The sequence below is a fragment of the Porphyrobacter sp. AAP60 genome (assembly GCF_001296025.1).
Lineage (GTDB): Bacteria > Pseudomonadota > Alphaproteobacteria > Sphingomonadales > Sphingomonadaceae > Erythrobacter.
Map to the genome: position 1 here is coordinate 189,678 of NZ_LJHV01000011.1, position 6,556 is coordinate 196,233.

Annotated in this window: 7 protein-coding genes; 4 read left to right on the forward strand and 3 right to left on the reverse strand. The window is 60.9% G+C overall.

What is annotated here, in order from left to right; genetic code table 11:
- The first annotated feature begins 58 nt into the window (after positions 1-58).
- The gene (locus tag IP79_RS11335; RefSeq protein ID WP_233994181.1) at positions 59-736 is read left to right on the forward strand and encodes a TetR/AcrR family transcriptional regulator; all 678 of its coding nucleotides are present in this window, start codon (positions 59-61) and stop codon (positions 734-736) included.
- A gap of 107 nt (positions 737-843) precedes the next feature.
- On the forward strand, positions 844-2,817 hold the full coding sequence (ftsH, locus tag IP79_RS11340; RefSeq protein WP_054119410.1) for an ATP-dependent zinc metalloprotease FtsH: 1,974 nt from the start codon (positions 844-846) through the stop codon (positions 2,815-2,817).
- 69 nt (positions 2,818-2,886) lie between these two features.
- On the opposite strand, the gene IP79_RS11345 is transcribed toward ftsH, so the two are convergent.
- From IP79_RS11345 to rpoZ, 3 genes are all read right to left on the reverse strand, one after another.
- The gene (locus IP79_RS11345; RefSeq protein WP_054119411.1) at positions 2,887-3,939 is read right to left on the reverse strand and encodes a DUF3667 domain-containing protein; all 1,053 of its coding nucleotides are present in this window, start codon (positions 3,937-3,939) and stop codon (positions 2,887-2,889) included.
- A gap of 68 nt (positions 3,940-4,007) precedes the next feature.
- Positions 4,008-4,739 (reverse strand): ParA family protein, encoded by a 732-nt coding sequence (locus IP79_RS11350; RefSeq protein WP_054119412.1) that lies wholly within the window; start codon positions 4,737-4,739, stop codon positions 4,008-4,010.
- Between the two features lie 195 nt (positions 4,740-4,934).
- The gene (gene rpoZ / locus IP79_RS11355) at positions 4,935-5,279 is read right to left on the reverse strand and encodes a DNA-directed RNA polymerase subunit omega (RefSeq protein ID WP_054119413.1); all 345 of its coding nucleotides are present in this window, start codon (positions 5,277-5,279) and stop codon (positions 4,935-4,937) included.
- A gap of 210 nt (positions 5,280-5,489) precedes the next feature.
- Here rpoZ and IP79_RS11360 point away from each other — a divergent pair, with 210 nt between their 5' ends.
- Together IP79_RS11360 and IP79_RS11365 are read left to right on the forward strand one after the other, a co-directional pair.
- On the forward strand, positions 5,490-5,963 hold the full coding sequence (locus IP79_RS11360) for a BLUF domain-containing protein (protein WP_054119414.1): 474 nt from the start codon (positions 5,490-5,492) through the stop codon (positions 5,961-5,963).
- Positions 5,964-6,065: 102 nt separating this feature from the next.
- Positions 6,066-6,556, forward strand: a 491-nt coding sequence (locus IP79_RS11365; RefSeq protein WP_233994182.1) for a phospholipase D-like domain-containing protein, incomplete at its 3' end; no start/stop codon positions are given.

Consider the following 6,556-nt stretch of genomic DNA (forward strand, 5'->3'; position numbering starts at 1 on the left):
AAGCGCCAGAGCAGCCCAATATTGAACGGTAGCGTTTAATTGAACGGAGCCGTTCACTTTGTCAATATGCGGTTCATCCGCCAGCAAGAAAAAAAGTCCGGCCGTCCGCAAGGCGGGCCGTCCGCTTGATGCGGCCAAGCGGCAGGCGATTGTCGAAACCGCCGCGCACCTGTTTTTCCTCAATGGCTATGCCGCCACGGCGATCGAACAGGTCGCCGCCGATGCAGGCGTGTCCAAGGTAACGATCTATAACCAGTTTGGTGACAAACGTGCGTTGTTTGCTGCTGCGGTCGAATGTGAATGCGAAAAGATGCGCGGACATTTTTCGCTGGAAGCGATGCCGCAGGGCACGATTCGCGAACGCCTCACCGCGATTGGTGAGGCGATTTTCGCGTTCCTGTTCCGGCCGGAAATGATCCAGTTCGAGCGCCGCATCGCGGCCGAAACCGAGATCGAGCCTGCCGTCGGCGTCGCATTCCTTGAAGCCGGGCCTTGGCGGATGAAGCAGGGTTTTGGTGCGTGGCTGGCGGCGGCGACTCAAAATGGCGATCTGGTGATCGACGATCCGATGTTGGCCGCCGAACAGTTCGTTTCGATGTGCAAGGGCATGGGCGATCTCGAACGCCGCTTTGGCGCAGTGGTCACGCCAGAGCAAAGCCGCCATCGTATCCACGGCGCGGTGGATGTGTTCCTTGCCGCCTATGGCTCGCCTGCCATGGCTGCGAAGGATCGATAATTCGCATCATGCTGTTCGAAAAATGCCAGTATGGCGAAAGCCGTGCATTATCTTGCGATTCATCCTCGCCGCCCTACATTGACGCCTGACGAAAGGAATCTTGTGCGATGAGCGAGCAGAACGATCCCCAACAGCCGGGCGATGGCCCCAACCCCTGGGTCAAGCAGCTGATGATCTGGGGCGGGATTTTTCTCGCGCTCCTGCTGGTCGTCACCATGTTCAGCAATGCGGGCCAGACCACTGGCGCCGGAATCCGCTATTCCGATTTCCGCACTGCCGTGGCCGAGGGCCAGGTGCAGGAGGTGCAGATGAGCGATGAGCTGATCACCGGGACGATGAAGAACGGCGATGCCTTCAGCACGGTGCCAGTGCCCAACGACACCGACATCACCAAGCTGATGGAAGACAACGACGTGCGCTTCACCGGCAAGCAGCGCGAAGGGCAGAACGTGTTCCTGTTCATCCTGCTCAATTCGCTGCCGTTCCTGCTGATCCTCGGTATTGCCTTTTTCGCGCTGCGCCAGATGCAGAAGGGCGGCGGCGGCGGCGCGATGGGCTTCGGCAAGTCCAAGGCCAAGCTGCTGACCGAACGTTCGGGCAAGGTCACATTCGATGATGTCGCCGGGATCGACGAGGCGCGCGAGGAATTGCAGGAAATCGTAGAATTCCTGCGCGATCCGCAGCGCTTTTCCAAGCTTGGCGGGCAGATTCCCAAGGGCGCGCTACTGGTGGGTTCGCCCGGTACCGGCAAGACCCTGCTGGCCCGCGCCATTGCGGGTGAAGCTGGCGTGCCCTTCTTCACCATCTCAGGCTCTGACTTTGTCGAAATGTTTGTCGGCGTCGGCGCCAGCCGCGTGCGCGACATGTTCGAACAGGCCAAGAAAAATGCGCCGTGCATCGTCTTCATCGACGAAATCGATGCCGTGGGCCGTTCGCGCGGTAATGGACTGGGCAATTCGAACGACGAACGCGAACAGACGCTGAACCAGTTGCTGGTTGAAATGGATGGGTTTGAAGCCAACGAAGGCATCATCATCATCGCCGCCACCAACCGCCCCGATGTGCTTGATCCGGCGTTGCTGCGTCCGGGCCGGTTCGATCGTCAGGTGGTCGTGCCGATCCCCGATATCGACGGGCGCGAGAAGATCCTCGGCGTGCACATGAAGAAGGTGCCGCTGGCCCCTGATGTGAACCCGCGGGTTATTGCACGCGGTACACCGGGCTTCTCGGGTGCAGACCTTGCCAACCTCGTCAACGAAGCCGCCTTGCTTGCAGCCCGCCGTAACAAGCGGTTGGTGGCGATGCAGGAATTCGAAGACGCCAAGGACAAGGTCATGATGGGCGCGGAACGCCGCTCCATGGTGATGACCGACGACGAGAAGAAGATGACCGCCTATCACGAGGCCGGCCATGCGATCGTCTCGGTGCACGAAGAGGCGTCCGATCCGATCCACAAGGCCACCATCATCCCGCGCGGCCGCGCGCTGGGCATGGTGATGCGCCTGCCGGAACGGGACAGCTATTCCTACCACCGCGATAAGATGCACGCGAACCTCTCGGTCAGCATGGGTGGGCGTGTGGCGGAAGAGATCATCTTCGGCCACGACAAGGTCAGTTCCGGCGCATCGTCGGATATCCAGTATGCCACCAGTCTGGCGCGCAGCATGGTGACGCAGTGGGGCATGTCGGAAAAGCTTGGCCCGCTTCAGTACGAGGAACAGTCGGAAGGCTATCTCGGCATGGGCGCGTCACAACGGACGTTCCGTTCGGGCCAGACCAACGAGTTGATCGATAACGAGATCAAGGGCTTGGTCGAAGGCGCGCATGCCCGCGCAACCGATATCCTCAAGACCAACGAGGATCAGCTCCACCTGCTCGCGCAGGCGCTGCTCGAATACGAGACGCTGACGGGTGACGAAATCAAGACCTTGCTCGAAAGCGGCAAGATTGATCGTGCTGATACTCCGCGCGGCCCGGTGCTGACGCAGCCGGTGCAGGGATCGTCGATCCCCAAGGCGGGCAAGCGTTTCGGCGGCTCGGCCACAGGTTCCGGGGGCGATGAAGCGCCACAAGGCGCCTAACGACGCTGCCATGCATTAAGAAAGGGCGTCGGGAGCAATTCCGGCGCCCCTTCTTGTGCGCCGGAAAGTCTAGAATGCGCCGAGCACCAGCAACGCCTGCAAGAACAGCATCAGCACGATCATGATGCAGACCTGCAGGACAAAAAACCGCCACATCGCGGAAAAGCGTGTCAGGCCATAGGCATAACGCAGCTGTTTATAGAGGTGCAGGGGGGCAGCGATCATGAACAGCATTGCTGCCCAGCCGCCGCCACCCGGAATCGTGCTGAGGATCGACATCACGATGAACAGCAGTGACATGAAACTCAGCGAATAGGTCACGAACACTGCGTGGTCATAGGCCTTGTACTGCCGCCTCCACGCGAACATCAGCCATAGGAAGGGCACCGATAGCGGGATCAGCAACCAACTGAATTTGTAACCGTTGGCCTGCAACTTGTAGAGCATCAGGCCCGGGTTGTTCTTCCATTTTGCAAGGACATATTTGTCGATCCAGTGATCGCCACCCTGGATGTTGATGCGATTGTCGGACTGACCCGATGTGCTGCCCGCCTGTGTCAGGACGAAATTGAGCCCCTTGAGCTCGTTCTCGATCTCGGTGCGTCGCGCGCTGTTGGCGGGCAGGTAGGCCTGCTCCTTCTCGAGTGTCTCTATCTGCTTGCGCACGTCGGTCTCGAAAGGATTTTCGTCGCCCTGCGCAAAGTAGTCGGACGCGAGATCGGTTGGCGCTGACAGGCCAACCAGCTGAAACACCGCGAACATCGCAAACACGGTAAACAGGAACATCGACATCGGGCTGACAAACCTGGCGCGCTCTCCGTCGATATAGCGGCGGGTCAGCTTGCCCGGCTTGAACGCCAGCAGTGGCAGCGTCTCCCACAGCTTGCCATCAAGGTGCAGCACACCATGCATGATATCGTGGCCGATCGCGGCCATGCTGCGGTGGAGGTGGGCCTTCTGGCCGCATTCCGGGCAATAGTGGCCCACAAATTGGGTGCTGCAATTGGCGCAGCTGACAGGGCCCTTGGCGTGACCATCAGCCTCGCCCGCGCCGGGCTCTACCGCGCGGCCAAGCAAGCCGCCTTCGATTGCTGTGCCGATGCTTTCGCCGAACCCGTTCATCGCATGCGCCCCCGATGCCTCGTCTCAATCGCGAGTATAAGCGGTTTCTTCGCAGCTGCAAAAGCAGCTTATTTCGCCGCGAGTTTGCGTTCGATCGCCGTCCACAATTGGGCAATCGCCCGCGCTGCGGGGGATCGCGGCGCAAAGGCACCCACAGGTTTGCGTTCCACCGCACACTGTTCGACCGCGCTGGCGAGCGGGATGACCGGCCACGTCGGGTTCGCCTCGCGCACCTGTTTGTGCAGGCCCCTTCGCAAATCAAGCATGGCGAGCACGGGCAGGATCGGGGGGTGCCCTTTGCCGGTCCCGCGCACTTCTTCGACCACGACTTCAAACGCGCGAGCCGATAGCGGGGAGGGGGGCAGGGGGACGATCACCAGGTCGGCAGCGCGAATGATCTGGGTACTTAACTCGTTGAGAACCGGCGGACAATCAAAGATGATCCGGTCGTAATCCTTGTTGAGCGCCGCAGTCAGTTTCGCCAGTCGTTTCTTCTTGCCCAACCGGTCAAGCGTGCGGTCGATGGCGCGGATGCTTTCGTCGGCCGGCAGCAGGTCGAGGCCGGCATAGGCTGTGGTCTGGATCAGCTTGCCCGGATCCCCCCCGTCGCCGAAGACACTGTCCGCGCTATGTTTCCGCTTCGGATCGATCCCGAGGAGGAAGCCCGAACCATTGGCCGCGTCCAGATCCCACAGCAGGGTTTTGCGGCGCGAGATGCTGGCCGAACACCACGCGAGGTTGACCGCCAGCGTGGTTTTTCCGACCCCGCCCTTGACGCTGTAGACCGCAATCGATGCCATTCGCCGTGCCGCTTTTCATGTGACCGTAACGTTACAGCCTCTGGGATAGCGGACCTCTGTGCGTTGGCAAGCGCAGGCAAGGCGGGGTCAAGAACCGGTCAAGCAGGGGGCTGGAACGATCAAGGGGCGGTCTGGAGCCGGCAAACGCCGGTCTGGACCGCCCCTTGAATCAGGCCGAATTCGTGAACCGAATACTCAGCCGTCGTAATCGCTGCCCAGCGAAGTGGTACGGGCGGGCGCCGATGCGGTGATCCGCAGCGCTTCGGCCGACTGGCTGAGCGAGCCGATTTCATCGGCCTCGTCTTCGTCATCGGGCAGGATTTTCTGCAGGCCGACCACAACGGATTCGTGCAGCGAGACCGGGCTGACGGTTTCTTCCGCGATTTCGCGCAGGGCCACGACCGGGTTCTTGTCCCGATCGCGATCAATGGTCAGTTCGCTGCCACCCGAAATCTCGCGCGCACGCTGCGCCGCGAGCAGCACGAGGTCGAACCGGTTGGGAACCTTGTCGACGCAATCTTCAACGGTAACGCGTGCCATGGGCGGCCTTTTCGGGAATCACTATGAAAGGGAAGCGCGCAGCTACGCACGGGGGGGCGGAAAGTCAAGGATTGCGGCGCAGCGCGCATCTTCCTTGCCCGACCCTGCCTTACCCCGACCCTGCCTTACAATGTCGCGGCAGATGCTCTAACTTGCTTTTCATTCGGCCAAGGGCACTCCCTGCCCGGCAAATACAAATCGAGTTTACCGATGTTTGACGAACCCGGCTTTCCCGGTGCACCTGACCTGGAAGATGCTGCAATCACGCTTCAGCATTTTGTGTACTGCAGCCGGGCCGCTGAAGGTGTCGACGATCTCGCGGTCGGGCGCATCGTCGCGTTTTCTCAACGCCGCAACGTTGCGCGCGGCATCACCGGGGTGCTGGTGTTCAGCAGCGGTGTCTTCTTCCAATGGATCGAGGGCCCGCCGGCCGAAGTGAAGAAACTGATCGCGAGCCTTCACGGCGATGCGCGGCACCATGATGTCGTCTCGCTGGACATGGGCATCGAAGAGCGGGAACGTTTGTATCCGGGTTGGGAAATGGAGCTGGTCGAGGCTGACGATATCCGCGCGGTGCTGCATGACGCGCTTGATACTGCCGAAGACGCAAGCAACATTGCAGCGCTGGAACGCATTCTCCAGCATCTCGATTCCGCATCGCTGGCTTCGTTCGGAGGCAATTGACCATACCCGCCAAAGCGGTCTGACCGCTGCGGTTTGTCGCAGTCGGCCGCTATTCGCCGCGAAGCCCTTTCGCGGGAGGCCTGCTTCGCGCTAAGAAGCGCCATGGACGCCGCCCGAAACCCCGCCCCCGCCGATGACCCGGCAAAAGACAACGCGCCGGATTACGCCGATCTCGATCCTTTTACCGTCGAGGCAGCGGGGCACAGTTTCGATTTCTACCCGCACGGGCGGGACAGGCTGAAGGCGCTGATCGATCTGATCGGATCGGCGCAGACCAGCCTCAAGGTGTTCTATTACCTGTTCGACAGCGACACAGCGGGCACCGCTGTGCGTGATGCCCTGGTGGAGGCAGCGCAGCGCGGGGTCGCGGTTGAACTGATGGTCGATGATTTCGGCAATGATGCCGGAGAAGAGTTCTTCGAGCCGCTGACACAGGCCGGTGGCAGCTTTGCGATTTTCTCACCCCGGCTGACCCGGCGCTATCTTGTCCGCAACCACCAGAAGATCGCGATCGCTGACGATACCCGCGTGATGACCGGCGGGGCCAATGTCTCCGACCATTATTTCGCGATCCCCGCCGATAATGGCTGGGG